This window comes from Streptomyces sp. NPDC038213 (assembly GCF_055600495.1).
Map to the genome: position 1 here is coordinate 216,352 of NZ_JBVJYM010000006.1, position 17,558 is coordinate 233,909.

Sequence of the window (17,558 nt, forward strand, 5' to 3'; positions counted from 1 at the left end):
GTCGGAAACGCCGGCCGACCCGGTCGAGGCGGTTGCATGAGGGCATGGACACCCACACCGCCCGACGGCGCCCCCACCGCCCGCGGCTGCGGCCGCCGGCCGTGCGCCCGCCCTCGTTCTCCGGCCGACTGCACGACCCGCGCACGGCGACGGCGATCGGGCGGTGGCTGGGCGCGGCCCTGGCGGTGTGCTTCCTGACCGGGCTGTTCAGCCACGTTCTGCAGCAGCCGCCGCCCTGGCTCGCCGGCTACCTTCCGTCGCGGCCGGTCTGGGGCTACCGGCTGACTCAGGGACTGCACGTCGCAGTCGGGCTGGCGGCGATCGTGCTGCTGCTGGCCAAGCTGTGGGCGGTCTACCCGCGGTTGTTCCTGTGGCCGCCCGTCCGGTCGGTGCGGCACGGACTGGAGCGGCTGTCAGTGGCGGTACTGGTGGCGGCGGCCCTGTTCCAGGTGCTGACGGGGCTGCTGAACATCGCCCAGTGGTACCCGTGGCCGTTCTCCTTCGTACCGGTGCACTACGCCGTCGCGTGGGTGGTGGCCGGGTCCGTGCTGCTGCACCTCGCGGTGAAGGCCCCCGAGATCCGCGCCCACTGGAGCCGCAGGTCCACAGGGACGCTCGCCCTGCCGGACGAGGAGCGGGACGGACCCGACCGGCGGGCGCTGCTGCTCGGCGTGGGCACGGCCGTGGGAGCAGTCACGGTCACCACGGTGGGTCAGTCGTTCACCCCGCTCGCGCCCCTGGACCTGCTGGCACCCCGGCACCCCGGTTACGGGCCGCAGGGCCTTCCGGTGAACCGGACGGCGGCCGCGGCCGGGGTGACGGAGGCGGCCGTACGGGAGTGGCGCCTGGAGGTGCTGGGCCCGGACCCCTACCGGCTGACGCTCCCGCAGCTCGCCGCCCTGCCGCAGCGGCGGGTCCGGCTGCCGATCGCGTGCGTGGAGGGCTGGAGCATGGACGCCGAGTGGCGCGGCGTACCGGTCCGCGACCTGGTCCGGCTGGCCGGGGGGCGGCCGGGCTCCGCGCTGCGGGTGGTGTCACTGGAGGTGGCCGGAGCGTACCGCGAGATGCACATGGGCCGGGAGTACTCCGATGACCCGCTGACGCTGCTGGCGCTGCGGCTGAACGGCGAAGTCCTCTCGGCCGACCACGGGTACCCGGCCCGCGTCATCGCACCGAACCGTCCCGGCGTGCTGCAGACCAAATGGGTCACCCGGCTGGAGGTCGTGTGATGTCCGCGTCCGAGCCGGGGCCGGGGCACCAGTCGGACCCGGGGGACGCACCGGAGGCGGATGCGCAGGCCTCCGTGTCGCCCAGTCGCTGCGTATCCGGGGCGTTCGGGCTGCTGCTGATCGGGATCGGCGGATGGCACCTGGCCGAGCGACCGGACCCGCACGACGTACTGGTGTGGCTGGGCGGGGCGCTGATCCTGCACGACGTCCTCATCGGACCCCTCGTACTCGCGGGCGGGCTGCTGGTGGCGGCCGGGCCGGCGCGGCCGGTGGTGCGCGGGGCTCTGATCACGGCGGGGTCGCTCGTGCTGATCGCGTTGCCGCCTCTTCTGCGTCCGGGGGCACCGCCGAACCCGTCGGCGCTGCCCCTGCCCTACGCCCGCAACCTGCTGCTGGTGCTGGCGGCGACGGCCGTGGTCGCGATCGCGGTTCGGCTCTCCCTGCGGCGGCGCGGCGGGCCCCGGCTCCGGGACGGCGCCCGGCCCGCGGACGACCCGCCGCGTGGAGTGCGTCGAAATCTGTAGAACCGTGCGGGAAGGCTGCTGCCCCGGCCGTCCACCGGCGCGGTTAGGATCGACCGCCAGGATGCCGCACGGCGTCAGGAAGAGGCCGCGGTGAATCTGTACGGAGTACTCGGTCCGCTGCTGTTGCTGGCCTCGGGGGCGGCCGGCGGGCGGCTGGCCGCAGCTCTCGACGACGCTGCCCGGCGCCGCCGGCGGTCCCGGCGGCGGCGGCTGCTGTTGCAGCCGGTCTTCGCTTCCGGCACGACGGCCTTGATCGCCGGGGTGCTCACGGTGTCCGGCGGGTGGTCGCTTCTCCTCTTGACCGCGCTCCCGTGGTTCCTCGGGGCGCTGGCGCTGGGGGTACCGGCGGCCTGCCGATCGGCGGCTCCGCCCCCGAACGTGACCAGTCCCGCAATGGGGCTTGGGTCGGGGGACTGACAGGGAGGCGTCTGCTCATGGTGGTGAGCTGCCGAACCGGCGGGTAAAAATCCGCATCCATCGGGCCATAAGTGGGTAAATCGGCAAGTGAGTCCCCCTGGGTTATCGAGTTCCCCGAAGGAGGCCGATGCGATGCCGTGGTTCGTATGGCTGCTCGCCGCCGCGGCGCTCGGCGTAGGGGAGTTCTTCACCCTGTCGCTGGTTCTCGGGCTGCTGGCGGGCGCTGCGCTGGTGGCTGCCGTGGTCGCCGGAGTGGGTATCGGCCTTCTCGGCCAGCTCGTGGCGTTCGCCGTGGCAGCGGCAGTCGGCCTCGCCGTCATGCGTCCTGTCGCGCTGCGTCATATGTCGCGGTCGCCCCTCACCCGTGAGGGCAGCGATGCGCTGATCGGCAGGCGCGCCGAGGTCATGCAGGAGGTCACCGCGACCCGCGGCCTGATCAAGGTGTCCGGCGAGGAGTGGTCCGCCCGCGCCCTCGACGAGAGCCAGGTGATCCCGGTGGGCGCTCTGGTCGACGTCATGGAGATCGAGGGCGTGACCGCTGTCGTGTACCCGCGCGAGCTTCTGCCGTGAACGACAGAGCACACCGGACGGAGGAAGTATGGACCCGCTCGTCATCCCGATTCTCGTGGCGGCGCTGGTCGTCGTCTTCCTCGTCGCTGCCACGGTGCGGATCGTCCCGCAGGCGCGCCGCTACAACATCGAACGGTTCGGCCGCTATCACCGGACCCTGCAACCAGGCCTGAACTTCGTCCTGCCGGTGGCGGACCGCGTCAACACCAGACTCGACGTGCGCGAGCAGGTGTACTCCTCCGACCCGAAGCCGGTGATCACCGAGGACAACCTCGTGGTGAACATCGACACCGTGCTCTACTACCAGGTGACCGATCCGCGGGCGGCGGCCTACGAGGTCGCCGACTTCCTGCAGGCGATCGATCAGCTCACCGTGACCACGCTGCGGAACGTCATCGGCTCCATGGACCTGGAGCAGACGCTCACCTCACGCGAGGAGATCAATACGCGGCTCCGTACCGTCCTCGACGACGCCACCGGCAAGTGGGGCATCCGGGTCAACCGCGTCGAGATCAAGGCCATCGATCCGCCGGCCACCATCAAAGAGGCGATGGAGAAGCAGATGCGGGCCGAACGCGACAAGCGCGCGGCCATCCTGCACGCCGAAGGAGAGCGGCAGGCCAAGATCCTTACTGCGGAAGGAACGAAGCAGAAGGACATCCTGGAAGCACAGGGCGCGCAGCAGGCCATGATCCTGCGGGCGGACGGTGAGGCCAAGGCAGTGGAGCTCGTCTTCCAGGCCGTCCACCGCAACAACGCCGACCCGAAGGTCCTGGCCTACAAGTACCTGGAGACCCTGCCCCACTTGGCGAAGAGCGACAACAACACGTTCTGGGTGATCCCCGGGGAGCTGACCGAGGCGGTTCGCACGGTCACCAGCGCCTTCGGCGACCGGTCGGCTACAGGGTTGCCCAGGTCGGCGAATCCGGAAGAATCAGCCGCTCCTCACGGCGTCCGGGCGTCGGAAGGCGGGACAACGAAACTCGACGAGGCGGACTGGCCGCTTTCACTGGACGCTGTCTCGGCTGCCGACGAAGCCGCGAAGCAGGCGGCCACCGCAGTGAGCGCCGCGAAGGCCGAGGCCGAAGCCGCGGGGGCGCCCCAGCTGCCGAGCCGGGACGTCACCTCCGGCGAGTGAGCCGACCGTCGACTGCCACCGGGTCCCCGTCCTGGCCCCCGGCGCTTCGAGGACGCCGTCGAACCCGGCCTGCCCCGGAAGAGGCGGCTGGGGGCGGCCGTGGGCGGTGTACCCGGTCGCCCTGCCCGGCGGAGGGTTCAGGGAACGAGTTCGGCGAAGCTCCGGCCGGATACCGTCCAGGCGTGCGCAGCCGTCCACCCCGCCCGGCCGGCATGGCGGCGCAGCGCCTCACGCCCCACCCGAGCCCACGGGAAAGGGATGCCGGGGTCGCCGCGTCCGTCGTCGAGGCGGACCTCGCACCGCTCGTCCACCTCCACCGAAGCGGCTTCCACGATCACCCGGCCGCAGCCTCCCAGCAGTTCGGCGGCCCGGCCGAGCAGGGCGGTCGGGTCTCCGCCGATGCCGATGTTGCCGTCGATCAGAAGGACCGTGCTCCAGCGCCCCTCGCCCGGCAGCAGGCCGAAGACCGACCGGCACAGGGCCGTTCCTCCGCGCTGGACGGTCCTGGTCACGGCAGCCGGGCTGACGTCCACGCCCAGGGCCGGGTGGCCGCGCTCGGCCAGAGCGGCGACCAGCCGACCCGGACCGCAACCGACGTCGAGCACGGCTCCCCGGCACCGGGCGAGCACGCTCTCGTCGGCGGCGTCCGCGCCGGCGAGCCACCGCTCCACCTCCAGCGGCATCAGCCATCCGTCCGGCCGACGCAGGAAGAGCGGACCCTGCCCGGCGCGCAGGGCCCTGGCGTACGGGTCGTCCCGCCAAGGTGCCTGTGCTGTAGCCGGACGGGGCATCTCGCCGGGTACCGTCACCGGAACGCCTCCGGCGACGCTGTCAGCCGGGCATGCAGGACAGCGAACCGGCCGTAAGGTGCCGCGGCGGCCACGTCGTCGGCATCGGCCGCCGTGTCCACGTCCCGGAGTACCGGCAGCAAGCCGACCCGCAGACCCGCCGCCCGCAGTCGCTCGTACTGCACGGCTCCGGTCTGCGGCGTCGACATCGGTACGCCCAGCAGCAGGGCCGGATCGGGGGCGGCCAGTCCCAGAGCCCAGAACCCGCCGTCGGCTGCCGGTCCGAACCAGGCGTCGTGCCGCTCGAAGCCGAGGGCTGGGGCGAGGAGACCGGGTGTGACCTGCGGGGTGTCCATGCCGATGAGCAGGGCCGCCTCGCCCGCACAGTCGGCGAAGGCCGCGGCGAGACGCGCGTCCAGTCCACCGGTGCTCTGCGGCCGGACTTCGAAGCAGGGCGGCAGCCACCGTCCTGGGGAGCCGTCGATGACCAGCACGTGCCGGGTCGCCGGGGTGGCGGCCGCCGTCTCAAGGGTGTCCGCCAGCGCCGCCTCGGCCAGCGCCGCCGCCTCCTCGGGGGTGAAGGGCGGCGTCAGGCGAGTCTTGACCCGGCCCGGTACGGGTTCCTTCGCGATCACCAGCAGTGCGGTCACCGGGCACCCCGGGCGGGCGTCGGCCGAACGGCGCGAGGCGGCTCGGCGAGGACGGCGCGCATGTCGCGGACGGCTTGCCAGGTGCCACGCCAGGTGCCGGTGACCTTGGACTTCCCCGCCCGCGGGAGGTAGGGGACATCCTGCTCGCGGATCCGCCAGCCGGCGTCCGCGGCCCGGACCACCATCTGGAGCGGGTACCCGCTGCGCCGGTCGGTGAGGTCTAGGGCGAGCAGCGCATCCCGCCGGGCGGCGCGCAGCGGCCCGAGGTCGTGCAGCCACAGGCCGGTCCGGCGGCGCAGTATCCGGGACAAGGCGAGGTTTCCGGCGCGGGCGTGGACCGGCCAGGCGCCCCGGCCCCGGGGGCGGCGGCGGCCGAGCACCAGGTCGGCCTCGCCGTCGGCGATCGTGCGGACGAAGCCGGTGAGCAGCCCGGGGTCGAGGGAGGCGTCGCAGTCGCAGAAGCACACGAACTCCGCCTTCGCGGCGAGGAGCCCTGCGTGGCAGGCGGCGCCGAAGCCGCGGCGGGACTCGGGCACGACCACGGCGCCGAGGGATCGGGCGAGCTCCGCCGATCCGTCGGTGGAGCCGTTGTCCACGACCAAGGCCCGCCAGCCCGCGGGGATGCGGGCGAGGACCCAGGGCAGTGCATCGGCCTCGTTCAGACAGGGAAGGACGACGTCCACGGCCGCGTCGACGGCGTCCGCGGCCGTGTCCGGGAGGTTATCGGTCACGCATGTCACCGTAGGGAGCGGAATCCGGGAACGAGGCGATCGACTCCTTACGAAACGCGGACGGCGAAGCCGGGGCGGCTGAGCGGGGGCGACGGAGCGGGGTCCTCCGTACGAGACTGGGGCGCATGAGCACGCCAGCATCTCCGGCCCGGATCCTCGTCGTGGACGACGACCCGACCGTTGCGGAGGTCGTCACCGGGTACCTCCGCCGGGCCGGGCACTCCGTCGGCCACGCCGCCGACGGCCCCACCGCCCTCACCCTGGCCACCCGCGACACTCCCGACCTGGTCGTCCTCGACCTGATGCTCCCGGGCCTGGACGGCCTGGAGGTGTGCCGCCGGCTGCGCGCCGACCAGCGCGTGCCCGTGGTCATGCTGACGGCGAGGGGCGGGGAGGACGACCGGATCGCCGGACTCGAACTCGGCGCCGACGACTACGTCACCAAGCCGTTCAGCCCCCGCGAACTGGTCCTGCGGGTGGAGTCCGTGCTGCGCCGCAGCCGTTCCGGCACACAGCAGCGAGGTGGGGAAGAGGAAAGGCAGGCCCCTCTGCGGGCGGCGACTATCGTCGTCGACCAGGTTACCCGGCGGGCTTCCAAGGACGGCCACGAGCTGGCGCTCACCCTGCGCGAGTTCGACCTCCTGGCCCACTTCATGGCACGGCCGGGCCGGGCGCACACGCGCGAGGAGCTGATGCGGGACGTGTGGGGCTGGGACTTCGGAGACCTCTCCACCGTCACGGTGCACGTCCGCCGACTGCGCGCCAAGATCGAGGACGACCCCGCCGCGCCCCGGCTCATCCAGACCGTCTGGGGCGTCGGATACCGTTTCGAGACCGGCGGGTCCTCATGACGGACATCCTGCTCATCGCACTTTTCGCACTCGGCGGTGCGGGATGCGCCGGAGCGGCCGGGGCGGTGGCCCTGCGGCTGCTGCGGCAGCGGTCGGTCGCCGTCTCCCTGACGGTGGTCGCCGCGGTGGCCGTCACGGCCATGCTGGCCGGCACCCTCGCGGTGGCCCGGGCCATGTTCCTCTCGCCGCACGACCTCACGGTCGTCACCCTGGTCGTGGCGATGGCCGCCGTCGTGTCACTGGCGACCGCTCTGACAATGGGCCGCTGGGTGGTCGCCCGCAGCCACGACCTCGCCGTCGCCGCCCGGGACTTCGGCGAAGCGGGTGACTTCGCGACGCCGTCCGCCCCCGCCACCGCCGAACTCGCCTCGCTGGCCCGCGAACTCGCCTCCACCAGCGCCCGGCTGGCCGCCTCCCGGGAACGGGAACGGGCCCTGGAGACCTCCCGGCGCGAACTCGTCGCCTGGATCTCCCACGACCTGCGCACCCCGCTTGCCGGACTGCGGGCCATGGCCGAGGCCCTGGAGGACGGCGTGGCGGCCGACCCGGACCGCTACCACCGGCAGATCCGCACCGAGGTCGAACGCCTCGATTCCATGGTCGGCGACCTCTTCGAGCTCTCCCGGATCCACGCCGGCACCCTCGCCCTGACGCCCAGCCGCGTCTCCCTCCAGGACCTGGCCGCGGACGCCCTGCTGGGCGCCGACCCCCTCGCCCGGGAGCACGGTGTACGACTCATCGGCGAGGACATCGCGCACGTGCCCGTCGAGGTCGACGGCAGGGAAATCACCCGAGTGCTGGCGAACCTGCTGGTCAACGCCATCAGGCACACCCCCGCGGACGGCACCGTGGCGGTCTCGGTGGCCCGCCGGGAGGACTCGGCCGTGCTGTCCGTGACCGACGCGTGCGGGGGCATCGCCGAGGACGACCTGCCGCGGGTCTTCGACACCGGGTGGCGCGGCAACCCGGCCCGCACTCCGCCGTCCGGCGCCGGGCTGGGTCTGGCGATCGTACGGGGCATCGTCGAGGCCCACGCCGGCCGTGCGCACGTCCGCAACGTCCCCGGCGGCTGCCGCTTCGAGGTGACCCTGCCCCTCGCCTGACCGCCTTCATGGACGAGCCCGCGGACCTGTACGCGTCCGGCCGATGCCGTGGATGCGGCCTCTCAGGCGCCGGAGGGTACGACGTGGTCCCGGTCTTCGGCGGGGTGGCAGCAGTTGGCTCAGGCCGAGAAGGAGGAGGCCCGAGAGCAGCAGTGCGTTCCCTCCGAAGAAGCGGGCCTCACCGGACACGCCGGGGATGCTGGGCTACGGCTGCGGGCCGACGCTGTCGCACCCACGGACCGGACCCCGCCTTCGCACGGTCACCGGCCCACCGCCGCGAGGCTGGAGGTGGGACCGACGGCCGCCGCGAGGCCCCGTATCAGGCGGGGCCGGCCGCCGCCCGCTGCTCCGCGACGGCGAACTCCGCCATCCCTTCGGCAAAACCGACCTCCGGCCGCCAGCCCAGTTCCCGTCGCAGCCGTGCGGAATCCGCCGTGATGTGCCGGACGTCCCCGAGCCGGAACTCCCCCGTCACCACCGGCGCCGGCCCGCCGTGGGCTCGCGCGAGTTCCGCGGCCATCTCCCCGACGGTGTGCGGTTCCCCACTGCCCACGTTGTAGGCGGTGTGCCGACCGGCACCGCGTTCCGGGGCCAACGCCGCCAGAGCGGCCGCGTTGGCCCCGGCCACGTCCCGGACGTGGACGAAGTCCCGCCGCTGGCCCCCGTCCTCGAAGACCTGCGGCGCCTGCCCACGGGCGAGGGCCGATCGGAAGAACGAGGCCACGCCGGCGTACGGGGTGTCGCGGGGCATCCCCGGGCCGTACACGTTGTGGTAGCGCAGCGAGACCGCCGACCCGCCGGTGGCCCGGGCCCAGGCCGCCGCCAGGTGCTCCTGGGCCAGCTTGGTGGTCGCGTACACGTTGCGGGGGTCGACCGGGGCATCCTCGTCAACCAGTCCGGGCAGCAGTCCGTTCCCGCAGTGCGGGCAACCCGGCTCGAACCGGGCCCTCCGTAGATCCTCGACCGTACGCGGGCCCGGTCGGACCACGCCGTGCTCGGGGCACTCGTACCGCCCCTCGCCATACACCACCATCGACCCTGCCTGCACCAGCGTCCGCACGTCCGCGTCCGCCATGCCCGCCAACAGCACAGCCGTCCCGAGGTCGTTGCACGACACGTAGTCCGGCGCGTCCGCGAAGTCCTTCCCCAGCCCTACCATGGCCGCCTGATGGCACACGGCATCCACCCCCCGCAGGGCACGCCGCACAACGTCGGCATCCCGCACGTCACCGTGCAGGAACTCGGTATCGGGGAGCACCGGCTCGACCGGATGCGCGGCCGGCAGCAACGCATCGAGCACCACGGGCTCGTAACCCTCGTCCCGCAGGACGTCCACCACCTGTGCGCCGATGAATCCGGCGCCTCCCGTCACGAGTACGCGCATCCCTGCACGCTACGCACAGAAGGACCGCACGAGGGGTCCCACACCGTCCCGTAAGACTTCCGTCATCCTCACGGCACTCGATCGCGGGGGCACCGATGGCAGCAGGACTCGGCCCTGCCCCACTACGCCTCGCCGAGTTCCGCCGCCCCGAAGGAGACGTCGAACCGGTCGCACCAGATGGCGACGCTGGAATAGTCCGCCAGCGTCACGTCCGCCGGAATCGCGTAGTTCTGGTCACCCTTGTTCCCCTTGAGCTTGCCCAGGCTCACGTACTTGCCGTCGTCGAACACCCGCCAGCCCGCGACGCCCTCCTTCACTGGGGCGTCGGTCAGCCACACCCGCAGGTCGGGCCCGTTGCTCGTGTCCAGGCCCTCCAGCCGCAGCACGCGGGAACCGTCGGCGAGCCGGAGGATCTTCGCCGTTCCCTTCGTGTCGTGCTCGTGGCTGATGAACGAGCCCTCGGTCAGGGTCTGCGGCCCGCCCGCCGGCGAGGAGCCCCCGGACGCCGGGGCCGACGGCACGGCGTTCGACGACGCAGTCGTGGGTTCGGGCAGCGATTCCTTCACCGTCTCGTCCTGCCACAGCTTCCACGGCTGGAACAGGTACAAACCCACACCCAGCGCGACCGTCACCACGAGTGCGCCGATCCCCAAGAGCAGCCCGCGCCGCCCACGCCCCAGCTTCATCCACGACTCCCTGTTCCGCGCCCTGAGGGCGGTGTGCCTTCCGACAGCATTCAACGCGACGGCGTTCCCGCAAGCCATTACGACCGCATTACGGACGGCGGCCCGGCGGCCCACGGCATTCCGGCCACTCCCTCGGCCGGGGTCGGCCATTCCGATGCCAGGTGCCTCCGAAGGACTACCGCTGGTACGGACCTTGCAGACGGGAACGCAGGCGAGGCGCCCGCGCCCTCGCAAGCGACCGGATACCGAGCGGCGCACCGGTGTGCGTCAGGGGCGCAGGTCCCTCAGGCGGTAGCCGATGACGCCGGCTCCTGCGGCGAACGCGGCGACCGCGGTCATCAGGAGGGCCGCCGGCCAGGCGGGGGGCGCGTCGGGGACCGCGGCGAGGTGCGAGAACGGTGACATGTGTGCGACCCACGGCGGCAGGCCGGAACCCTCGGCAATGACCTTGAGCAGGAATCCCCCCACTGCGGGAAGCGATCCGACGGCGGCGACCGCGCGCGGCGCCCACCCGAGGGCGAGTACACCGGAGGCCAGGCAGAGGAACACGATCGGCAGTACGTTCCAGGTTCCGGACAGGGCGGAAACAAGGCCGAGGCGGGCACCGACAGCCGAGGTCCCGCCCCAGGTGGCGACGGCCGCGGTGGTGGTGAGGACGACGGCGCCCGCCAGAACTGCGCAGGCTTCGGCGGTCAGCAGGGCCGTCCGGGTGAGGGGCTGGGCGTACAGGAAGGTGAGGCGTCCGCTGGATTCGTCTGCGGCGAAGGCGGCGAGCCGGACCGCGGCGAACAGGCCGACGGGTACGGCCAGCAGCGCGAACAGGGCCGCGGTGTACCCCTCTGCTGTGGCGAGTCCGGTGAAGCCGGCCCGCGCGGCGAGTTCGGCGAACCTCGGGTTGTCGGCCAGGAAATGCGTCATGGACACGGCCAGTACGCCGATCAGGAGGTAGTAGGCGCCGACGCCGACCGCCCAGGCGGCCAGGGGCCGTGCCACCCGCCGCACTGCGAAGGCGTGGACCGAGCCGAGCAGCCTCGTGCGCGGGGCCCGGCCGGAGGCCGCGCGCAGGTGTCCGCCGCGGACGTCACGGCTCCCGGCGGCCTTCAGGGCCCCGACACCGAGTGCCGTGCACGCTGCGAGCAGGACCAGCAGCGGACCGGTGTGGTTTCCGTCGTACGGCCGGCTCAGCGCCAGCAGGCCGAAGGGCGACAGCCAGAGCAGCCAGGACAGTGCGTCGAGCCCCTCTCCTGCCATCCGCATGAGCAGGGTGAGCCCCAGCAGGGCCGCTGCCGCGCCGCTGGCCGCGGGACGCGTCGCGAAGACCTGGGCAGCCGCCGTTCCGGCGGTGGTGAAGAACAGCGTGCACAGCGCGAGCCCGGCGCCGTGCACCGCGGCGCCGCTCGTGGCGGCGCCGGCCGCGACCAGCCCGGCGAAGGCTGCCGAGCCTGCAACGAGTGAGGCGGTTGCCAGGACTGCGGTGTGGGATGCCACCAGGGCCGTGACGGTCACCCGCCCGGCCAGGAGGACGTCCCACCGGCCCGCGTCCTCTTCACCGCGGGTGATGCGCGTCGCGGCGAGCAGGGCCCACACCGCGAGGATGACTGCCAGTGCCGTCCCCGTGCGCCACACGGCGAACCCGCCGGCCTCGTCCAGGGCGACCGGTTCGCCGAAGAGGGTGCGGATGGCGGGGTTCCCGGCCAGCGTGCGCAGGGCTGCCGCATCCGCCGGGGTCCTGACGGTGCTCGCGTAGGCGGCGACCGTCACCGCCGACATCCCTGCTGCCACACCGATCACAGCGAGCGCGCCGCGCCAGGTCTGGCGCAGGGCCAGGACTGCCACCGCCCGCTCCGCCGAGCCGCCGCGGTCGAACCGTCGGGGCGTAGCGCCGGCGGTCGTCACCGCTCCTCCCCGCCGTAGTAGCCGAGGAAGATCTCCTCCAACGAGGGCTCCCGCACCGCGAGGCTGAGCACGTCCGCTCCCGCCAAGGCCTGCAGGGCGGCCCCCGGCGGGCCCGAGAGGATGAACCTGACGGAGGCCGCACCCGTCACCTCGACCTCTGCCACGCCGGGAACGCGGGTCAGATCCGGGGGCGGCCCCTCGAAGGAGACCGTCACCTCCGAGCGGTGCAGGCGCCTCAGCTCCGCCACGGCGGCGACATCGACGAGCCGCCCGGCCCGCAGGATGGCGACCTTGTCGCACACCGCTTCGACCTCGGCCAGCTGGTGGGAGCTCAGGAACACCGTCTGCCCGTTGCTCTGCGCCTCGCGGACCGCGTTGCGGAACTCGCGCTCCATCAAAGGGTCCAGACCGCTGGTCGGTTCGTCCAGCACGAGCAGGGGCGCCCGGGTGGCGAAGGCCGCGACCAGCGCCACCTTCTGCCGGTTGCCCGTCGAGTACGCCCGGCCCGGCTTGGCGGGGTCGAGGGCGAACCGCTCGACCAGCTCGTCGCGATAGGCCCGGTCGGTGCCCGGCCCCGTGCGGGCCAGCAGCTCCAGGATCTCGGCGCCGGTCAGCTGCGGCCACAGTGCGACATCGGCCGGAACGTACGCGAGGCGCCGGTGGGTCGCGGCGACGTCGGCCGCGTCGGTGCCGAAGACCCGGGCCAGCCCCGCGGTGGGACGGGCCAGCCCCAGGAGCAACCGGATGGTGGTGGACTTCCCCGCGCCGTTGGGACCGAGGAAGCCGAACACCTCGCCTTCGGCGACGGACAAGTCCAGCCCGTCCAAGGCCAGAACGCGGCCGTAGCGCTTGGTCAGCGACTCGGTTCGAAGGGGGTACGAGACCATGCCGGCCTCCCTGTTCGATGCGGCGGGCACACGGCCCCTCACCGCCGACCAGGCTTCCCGGCACTCCGTCAAAAAACATACTCGCCGCTCCCGGCAGCGGACAAGAAGCGGGGCAGCGCCCTGCGGAACGCGCAGCGGCACGATGCCGGTGCGGGCGGCTCAGCCGAGCAGCTCTGCGAATGCCTCGACGTCGCGTGTCTTGCCGGTGACGATGATGACGTCGCCCTTCTCGACGACGGTGTCGGCCGTGGCGTGCGTGAAGGCCTCGCCCGGCCGCTTGATGCCGACGACCGTGGTCCCGTACTTGGTGCGCACGGCGCTGTTTCCCAGTGGGACACCTGTGACGATCGCCGGGGCCACGGTCTTGACCAGCGCATAGTCGTCGTCGAACTCGATGAAGTCGAGCATCCGCCCGGTGACGAGGTGGGCGACGCGCTCGCCCATCTCGTGTTCCGGCAGGACGACGTGGTGGACTCCGAGGCGTTCGAGGATCTGGCCGTGCTGGCGGCTGATGGCCTTGGCCCAGATGTTCGGGACCCCCTCTTCGAGGAGGTTGGAGGCGATCAGGATGCTGGCCTCGATGTCGGTGCCGATGCCGACTACGACGCTGGGGAAGTCGTGCACCCCCAGTTGCCTCAGGACCTCGGCGTCCGTGCAGTCGGCCACGGCCGTGTGGGTGAGGGCGTCACTGTGCTTCTGGACGAGTGACGAGTCGGTGTCGATGCCGAGGACGTCCCAGCCTCGGCGGGTCAGCTCGTGGGCCAGGGAGCTGCCGAAGCGGCCCAGGCCGATGACGGCCACCCGCTGGTCGCCACCGAGTCTTGCGCGGCCTTCGGCAGGGCTCTTGCGGCGGCGCCGGCGCAGGGAGTTCAGGTAGTCACCCAATGACGGGTCGCTCCTCGGGTAGCTGGTAGCGGCGGGTCCGCTCGCGCAGGGCGAGCGAGGAGACCAGGGTGATCGGGCCGAGGCGGCCGACAAACATCAGGCCGATCAGGATCAGCTGGCCGGCGACGGGGATGTCCGCCGTGATGCCGGTGGACAGGCCGACGGTACCGAAAGCGGACACGGCTTCGAACAGCACCGCTTCGGCGGGGGCTTTGACCAGGGTGAGCAGGGCGAGGGTCGCGGCGATCACCAGGCCGATGCCCAGGAGGGCGACGGTGAGGGCCTGACGCAGGGCGTGGGGGGCCAGGCGCCGTCCCATGACGGTGGAGTTCGGCTCTCCACGGACCTCGGCGAGCATGGCGGCGGCGAGCACGGAGAAGGTGGTGACCTTGATGCCTCCGGCGGTGCCGGCACTGCCGCCTCCGATGAACATGAGGGTGCAGGTGAAGAGCACGGTCGACGCGTTCAGAGCCGCCATGTCGACGGCGTTGAACCCGGCCGTGCGGCTCATCGCCGAGTAGAAGAATCCGTTGAGGATCTTCTCGTCCCAGTCGAAGGCCCCCAGAGTGCCGCCGTTGGTCCACTCCAGGAGACAGGTCATGACCGTGCCCACGAGGAGCAGCCCCGCGCTGGTGACCAGGGTCAGCCTGGTGTGCAGCGACCAGTTGCGCCGCCCCGTGGTCCGCTTGCGGTTGCGGTGGCGGAGCAGTTCGAGGAGCACCGGGAAGCCGAGGCCGCCCAGGATGACGGCCGCGGCGATGGGCATCGTGATCCACGGGTCCCTCGCGTAAGGCGTGATGCTGTCCGCGTGCAGACCGAAGCCGGCGTTGTTGAAGGCCGACACCGCGTGGAAGAAGCCCGAGTAGGCGGCTTCCGCGTACGAGCGGTCGTAGCCGAACCTCAGTCGCAGGGCGAGGAACGCGCCCACGGCGAGCTCCACGGCGAGGGTGCATCCGGCCACCCCGAGGAGCACCCGGCGTACGTCTCCGATGCCGAGACTCTTGGTTTCTGCTGCGGCCGTGAGCTGCATGCGCAGGCGCAGCCTGCCGGAGACGAGGAGCGCGAGGAGGGAGGCCATGGTCATGATGCCGAACCCGCCGACCTGGATGAGGGCCAGGATGACGCCCTCGCCGAAGCCGCTCCAGTGGGTGGCGGTGTCCACCACGACCAGTCCGGTCACGCAGACCGCGGACGTGGAGGTGAACAGAGCTGTGACGGGATCGGTGGCGGAGCCGCCCGTGGACGCGGCCGGCAGCATCAGCAGCCCCGCGCCGAGGGCGATGACCACTCCGAAGGAGGACACCACCGTGCGCGCCGGGTGCGTGGTGAACAGCGACTGCCACACCCTGGCCACGTGTCCAGCCACTCGTCGGCTCCCTCACCACGGTCCCGGTCCCTGCTCCGGGTGTCAGGAATGCGTCAGGGACCGCGGCGGCCAGAGTACCCGGGCGCGGACCGGGCGGACGGAGCCGTAGCGGCGGTGACCGCACGTGTCGTCCGCCGGGGGATGCCCTCGGTTGGTCAGGGGGCCGCCGACGAAGCCGATGGCGACGGCGAGGCTCACGATGGCGCCGGCTTTGACACGGAGGGTACTGTCGGTGCGCCGCCCTCCCCCCTGCCGCTCCAGGGGCCGCAGCCACTGAGCATCGTGTACTCGGTGAAGGCCATGGCCACCGCCGCCAGTACCAGTGCCGTCGGCCACACCCACATCCCAAGGCGCCCGGCCCTACCGGTCACGAAGGAAGTCACGCCCATCATGTGCATCTGCTTCTCCTTCCCGTCGTGGGAGGCCCAACTGCGAGTACGGCCCTTGCTGCGGAGATAGACGGGCGGGTCAGCGCCGGTGCGCTACGGCTACGGCTCTGTCAGACCAGCCCTGACGGCATAGCGGGTGAGCACGACGCCCTGCACGACTGGTCCATGGACCGACCCTACTGCGGGACTGATGCCAACAGCAGGAGGCAGCACCCGCCTCTTGCACTTGGAGAAGAGCACCAGTGACGACGACCCCCAGCAACGACATAGCCCTGGCGCTGATCGCGCAGGACATCATGTTCTTGCGACGCTTCGCCCGCAGCATCACAGCCGCCCCACAACTGGCTGTCGTCCCGATCTTCTGCATGCACAACTACATGTGCCTGATCATCCACGAGTCCCACCGGGCGCTTCGCCACATCGCTCCCGACCTCTCGGACGCACTTGCCTACGACTACGCACCTGCCATCGAGCGCGCTCGGCAATCGGTCAAGCTATACGACGACAAGTACAAAGAACTGGATGACATTGGCGCCGACTTCCGGCGCATCGTCGACGAGCACCGCGAGGAGTTCCTGAACAATACCTGGCTACCGCTGGCCCGGCCGCTGGAAAAGGACCTCGTCCTGTGGCGTTTTCGCGGCAGGCTCGTCTCCACCTCCCACACAGCCAGCTTCTTCCTAGCCTTCCCCCCGCAAGCTTTCAAGGATTCCGAGATGCTTGGCGCCAAACTCCACGCCATCGCCGTGGAACAGGGCAGCTATATCGCCACAGCGGCAGACGGACTTCCTTGGGAAGGACAGTCATTTTTCGACACCGTGCAGGAGACGGACCTGACCAAGACAGAGGTACGTGCAGAGAAGTATTACCGTCGAAGCTTCGATCCGATCCTGCCAGAGGAGATCAAGGCCTCCCTGACAGCCATGACCTGTGCGCTAAACACGACCAGTGTCCTCGTCACCGACGACCGCAACCCCTCCTCAGCAATCACCTTGTGGAAGCTGCGGTACATCACGCTCCACCACGCGCTCTCCAGTCTCCGCAAGCTCGATGAAGAGTACGGAGCCCAACTCCGCCCGCCGGACCGATCACTGCTGAAGGGCATCCTCGACTCCCCGACAAGCAACCTGATCCTCCAGGCCCACGGAGGGTTCCGGAACACTTTGGTTCACTACCGCCCCTCATGGCACGTGCAAGAACGGCTTTCCCTCCAGGCGCCGCTCTACGGTCTCCTAGACGCCTATTTCTCTGTGGATGAAGCACAAGCATTGTACGAGCAACTCGCGGACCACACGGCTCATGTTGCCAGCCGCATGAGCGCCTGGTGCGAAAACTAGGTAGCCGCCAAACTGCCATGCAGGTCTGCCCCAATCACCGATCCCTCCCCGGCCCGGGAACAAACCGCGGCGATAATCCGGCAGGAATACAGTGCAGGCCCCTGGCCAACCCTCCAGGTGGCTCTGGAACCGGTTCGGCCGCGTTCGAAACCGCCCGAACCGCCAGCGCTGAACTAAGGAGACGAGGGCTGTCGCCGCCGTCGTCGTCCGGTGGATGACTGCACCGGTGTCGCTGGCGAGGACGGCCGGGCGCGGCCTCACCGACGTCGGGTTCCACGTGACAGAGGGCCGTTACGACACACCGGCACGGCCCTGCGCCAGCAACACGCGCGACTGCCGACTGGTGTGCCCCGTGAACAACCCAAGGGGCTGATGCTGACCGTTTGCTGACCAAAGCCCCGCCACCATGCCGCTGACCTGCGAAAACGTCCAGATGTCAGATGTGGGACTTGAACATGGTGCGCAGCATGATGGACTCCTAGAGGTGGCTCCCTGCCTGCTTTCTGCAGGTCAAGGGCGCTACGCAATCTACACGGCCGCGCTCCGCTGCGACCGCCGATGGAGCGCCGCACCAGACAGCCCCTCCTCAATGTCGTCGGGAATCCCGTAGAAGTCCACGACGAGGCGCCGGTCCCGCTGAACTACGTACCCGAAGCAACAGGGGCACCCCCGCCGCTCCCGCACCCCGCCGGCGGTCTCTCCTGACCGGGCGCCGTCACATGCTCTT

At 71.3% G+C, this 17,558-nt stretch carries 16 protein-coding genes; 7 read left to right on the forward strand and 9 right to left on the reverse strand.

The features are described from left to right. Nucleotides 1-44 precede the first annotated feature (44 nt). The 4 genes from ACZ7JZ_RS12475 to ACZ7JZ_RS12490 all read left to right on the forward strand — a co-directional run bounded on the left by ACZ7JZ_RS12475 (nt 45) and on the right by ACZ7JZ_RS12490 (nt 3,878). Nucleotides 45-1,229, forward strand: coding sequence for a molybdopterin-dependent oxidoreductase (locus ACZ7JZ_RS12475; protein WP_470936928.1), 1,185 nt, complete (start codon nt 45-47; stop codon nt 1,227-1,229). Then, nucleotides 1,229-1,753, forward strand: coding sequence for a hypothetical protein (locus ACZ7JZ_RS12480; protein ID WP_470936931.1), 525 nt, complete (start codon nt 1,229-1,231; stop codon nt 1,751-1,753). Before ACZ7JZ_RS12475 ends, ACZ7JZ_RS12480 begins: the two co-directional genes overlap by 1 nt. Before the next feature lie 549 nt (nt 1,754-2,302). Beyond that, a complete protein-coding gene (locus ACZ7JZ_RS12485; protein WP_470936934.1) occupies nt 2,303-2,740 on the forward strand; it encodes an NfeD family protein in 438 nt (145 codons plus the stop codon). A 28-nt stretch (nt 2,741-2,768) separates the two neighbouring features. Continuing rightward, entirely contained in the window at nt 2,769-3,878 is a 1,110-nt protein-coding gene (locus ACZ7JZ_RS12490; RefSeq protein ID WP_470936937.1) for an SPFH domain-containing protein, read from the forward strand. A 137-nt stretch (nt 3,879-4,015) separates the two neighbouring features. Here ACZ7JZ_RS12490 and ACZ7JZ_RS12495 read toward each other — a convergent pair whose 3' ends face one another. The 3 genes from ACZ7JZ_RS12495 to ACZ7JZ_RS12505 are packed head-to-tail and all read right to left on the reverse strand — an operon-like array spanning nt 4,016 to nt 6,047. After that, entirely contained in the window at nt 4,016-4,669 is a 654-nt protein-coding gene (locus ACZ7JZ_RS12495; RefSeq protein WP_470937445.1) for a class I SAM-dependent methyltransferase, read from the reverse strand. A 14-nt stretch (nt 4,670-4,683) separates the two neighbouring features. Then, a complete protein-coding gene (locus tag ACZ7JZ_RS12500) occupies nt 4,684-5,316 on the reverse strand; it encodes a TIGR04282 family arsenosugar biosynthesis glycosyltransferase (protein ID WP_470936940.1) in 633 nt (210 codons plus the stop codon). Further along, nucleotides 5,313-6,047: a glycosyltransferase family 2 protein gene (locus ACZ7JZ_RS12505; protein WP_470936943.1), complete on the reverse strand. Its 735-nt coding sequence runs from the start codon at nt 6,045-6,047 to the stop codon at nt 5,313-5,315. The genes ACZ7JZ_RS12500 and ACZ7JZ_RS12505 overlap by 4 nt, the downstream gene beginning before the upstream one ends. 125 nt (nt 6,048-6,172) lie before the next feature. Here ACZ7JZ_RS12505 and ACZ7JZ_RS12510 point away from each other — a divergent pair, with 125 nt between their 5' ends. Further along, entirely contained in the window at nt 6,173-6,898 is a 726-nt protein-coding gene (locus tag ACZ7JZ_RS12510; RefSeq protein WP_470936946.1) for a response regulator transcription factor, read from the forward strand. Beyond that, nucleotides 6,895-8,001 carry a sensor histidine kinase gene (locus tag ACZ7JZ_RS12515; protein ID WP_470936949.1) on the forward strand — a complete coding sequence of 369 codons (1,107 nt, stop codon included), beginning with the start codon at nt 6,895-6,897 and terminating at the stop codon, nt 7,999-8,001. The genes ACZ7JZ_RS12510 and ACZ7JZ_RS12515 overlap by 4 nt, the downstream gene beginning before the upstream one ends. Before the next feature lie 319 nt (nt 8,002-8,320). On the opposite strand, the gene ACZ7JZ_RS12520 is transcribed toward ACZ7JZ_RS12515, so the two are convergent. The 6 genes from ACZ7JZ_RS12520 to ACZ7JZ_RS12545 form a co-directional block, all read right to left on the reverse strand. After that, nucleotides 8,321-9,385, reverse strand: coding sequence for an NAD-dependent epimerase/dehydratase family protein (locus tag ACZ7JZ_RS12520; RefSeq protein ID WP_470936952.1), 1,065 nt, complete (start codon nt 9,383-9,385; stop codon nt 8,321-8,323). Between the two features lie 122 nt (nt 9,386-9,507). After that, nucleotides 9,508-10,071, reverse strand: a complete 564-nt coding sequence (locus ACZ7JZ_RS12525; RefSeq protein ID WP_470936955.1) for a DM13 domain-containing protein — start codon at nt 10,069-10,071, stop codon at nt 9,508-9,510. A gap of 267 nt (nt 10,072-10,338) precedes the next feature. Beyond that, nucleotides 10,339-11,967: a hypothetical protein gene (locus ACZ7JZ_RS12530; RefSeq protein WP_470936958.1), complete on the reverse strand. Its 1,629-nt coding sequence runs from the start codon at nt 11,965-11,967 to the stop codon at nt 10,339-10,341. Beyond that, nucleotides 11,964-12,854 carry an ABC transporter ATP-binding protein gene (locus tag ACZ7JZ_RS12535; RefSeq protein WP_470936961.1) on the reverse strand — a complete coding sequence of 297 codons (891 nt, stop codon included), beginning with the start codon at nt 12,852-12,854 and terminating at the stop codon, nt 11,964-11,966. The genes ACZ7JZ_RS12530 and ACZ7JZ_RS12535 overlap by 4 nt, the downstream gene beginning before the upstream one ends. Before the next feature lie 159 nt (nt 12,855-13,013). After that, complete coding sequence (locus tag ACZ7JZ_RS12540; RefSeq protein WP_470936964.1) at nt 13,014-13,739, reverse strand: potassium channel family protein; 726 nt, start codon at nt 13,737-13,739, stop codon at nt 13,014-13,016. Continuing rightward, complete coding sequence (locus tag ACZ7JZ_RS12545; protein ID WP_470936967.1) at nt 13,732-15,105, reverse strand: TrkH family potassium uptake protein; 1,374 nt, start codon at nt 15,103-15,105, stop codon at nt 13,732-13,734. Before ACZ7JZ_RS12545 ends, ACZ7JZ_RS12540 begins: the two co-directional genes overlap by 8 nt. 631 nt (nt 15,106-15,736) lie before the next feature. Between ACZ7JZ_RS12545 and ACZ7JZ_RS12550 the strand changes: the two genes are divergently transcribed. Continuing rightward, nucleotides 15,737-16,831: a hypothetical protein gene (locus ACZ7JZ_RS12550; protein WP_470936970.1), complete on the forward strand. Its 1,095-nt coding sequence runs from the start codon at nt 15,737-15,739 to the stop codon at nt 16,829-16,831. Nucleotides 16,832-17,558 lie beyond the last annotated feature (727 nt).